Annotated in this window: 2 protein-coding genes; both read left to right on the top strand. The window is 32.4% G+C overall.

Annotation, left to right across the window (positions count from 1 at the left end):
* Positions 1-1,334: BREX-1 system adenine-specific DNA-methyltransferase PglX (locus LC115_11845; protein MCZ2357355.1), on the top strand; the 1,334-nt coding region annotated here is incomplete at its 5' end.
* A partial coding sequence (locus LC115_11840) for a hypothetical protein (protein MCZ2357354.1) occupies positions 1,335-1,954 on the top strand: 620 nt, incomplete at its 3' end.

Raw genomic sequence — 1,954 nt, 5'->3', positions numbered from 1 at the left:
AAATTGAAGAAATAAAAGCCAACAAGATTTTTGAAAACGCTTTTGAATGGCGTTTTGAATTTCCTGAAGTACTGAATGATGAGGGCGATTTTGTGGGCTTTGATTGCGTTATAGGAAATCCGCCTTATATCAGACAAGAAGAAGTAAAAGATTTAAGCGGTTACTTTCAAAGTAAGTTTAAAAGTTTTTCAGGCAAGTCAGATATTTACGTTTTCTTTTATGAAAACAGCATAAATCTATTAAAGCCCTATGGAGCAATTAACTTTATTACATCAGGAAAATTCTTTGAAGCAAGCTATGGTAAACCCTTGATTGAATTTCTTCTTAACAATACCGAAGTAATCGAAATAATCAATTTCAATGACCTGCCTGTTTTTGAAGGTGCAACAGCTTATCCATTAATTTACTTTGCAATTAAGAAAAGTAAAGATGACTACCAGTTCAATTACTATAGCCTAAATGAACTGCCGACTTTCTCACTAAAAGAAAAACTTAGCAGTTCAGAATTATTAAGCACATCAAAATCAATTTTCACTCAAAACGATTACAAATTTGTTGACAACAGAATATCAAACATTATTGAAAAAGTAAAAATTGGAAGCGTTCCAATTAAAGATTTCTGCGGACTGCCAATTGTTGGAGTTAAGACAGGATTTAATGAAGGTTTTCTCACTGATTTAAAAGATGATAGGATAGTAAAACCTTATGTTTTTGGCAGAGACATCAAAAAATACAGCCCAATTAAACCTGCAAACAAAATCATCTTCCCATATAATGATGACTATTCAATTGCAGACATAAATGAATATCCAGAAATATCATCACATCTTGAAAAACAGAAAACCAAGTTATCTCAAAGAGCTATTATTAAGGAAGGCTTAGTTACCAAAACAAAATGTTGGTATGAATATCAGCAGATAAACAAAACTGTTGATTACAATGCTGAATACATAATCTACCCAAACGTATCATTGGGCAATAATTTCACATTAACAAAAGGTGCAGTAATTGATATGACGGGCTTTTTGATTAAATCAAATAGTCGTTACCTATTGGCAATTTTGAACTCAAAACTCATTGCTTTTTTAATGAACATATGGAGCATTAGTCGCAGGGGTGGTTACTTGGAATACAAAGTGCAATACATTGAAAAAATACCAATTAAAAATATTTCTGAAAAGGAGCAAAAGCCATTCATTGAGTTAGTTGAAAAGATTTTAGAAGGTCGCAAAAATGATAATAACACCACAGACTTAGAAAGCCAAATAGACCAATTGGTTTACCAGCTTTACGACTTGTCCGAAGAAGAAATTAAAATTATTGAGAACGCATAAATGATAACAACATTAATCATATTAGGTATTCTGACAGTGTTTATCATTGGCTTTGTTCAGGTTTATAATCGTCATTCAAGAGTTGTAAAGAAGATTGATTTTGCAGGAGAATACAGAAACAAATTCATAGAGTTTTCTAACAAGTATTTTGAAACTTATGACCGTTGGAGCAGAGCAGGTGATTTTGATGGACAGTTGTATGTATGGCTCACTATGAACGTAAGTAAAATACAAGGCAATTTAGGAACATTTGGTATTATGGACTACATCGCTCCATTTCAAACTTACAGAGTTTCAAATTATCAAATAGTAATAAACACTATTCCAAAATTCAGAGACGGAACCGTTAAAGACTTTGACGTTAATTCGGTTGACGACTGTTTGTTAAGATATATCGGTTATTTGGAAGAATATAGCCAAGACACCCAAAAGAACTTGAAAAATCCAATTGTTTGGTTTCGTGAAGGGTTTAGAGAAGTATTAAGCATCCCGATTTTTGTCTTGAATTGGTTTGGAATTATAAGCAGCAGGACAGTTAATTCCATTAAGGACAGTTTAATTTACAAAGTATTATCAGGACTTATTGCCTTGGTGACACTTGTAAGCGGACTTGTAACAAT

This window comes from Bacteroidia bacterium, from assembly GCA_026932145.1.
Taxonomy (GTDB): domain Bacteria; phylum Bacteroidota; class Bacteroidia; order J057; family JAIXKT01; genus JAIXKT01.
Note: the sequence above shows the minus strand (reverse complement) of the source record. Positions and strands in the feature narration are given on the sequence as shown.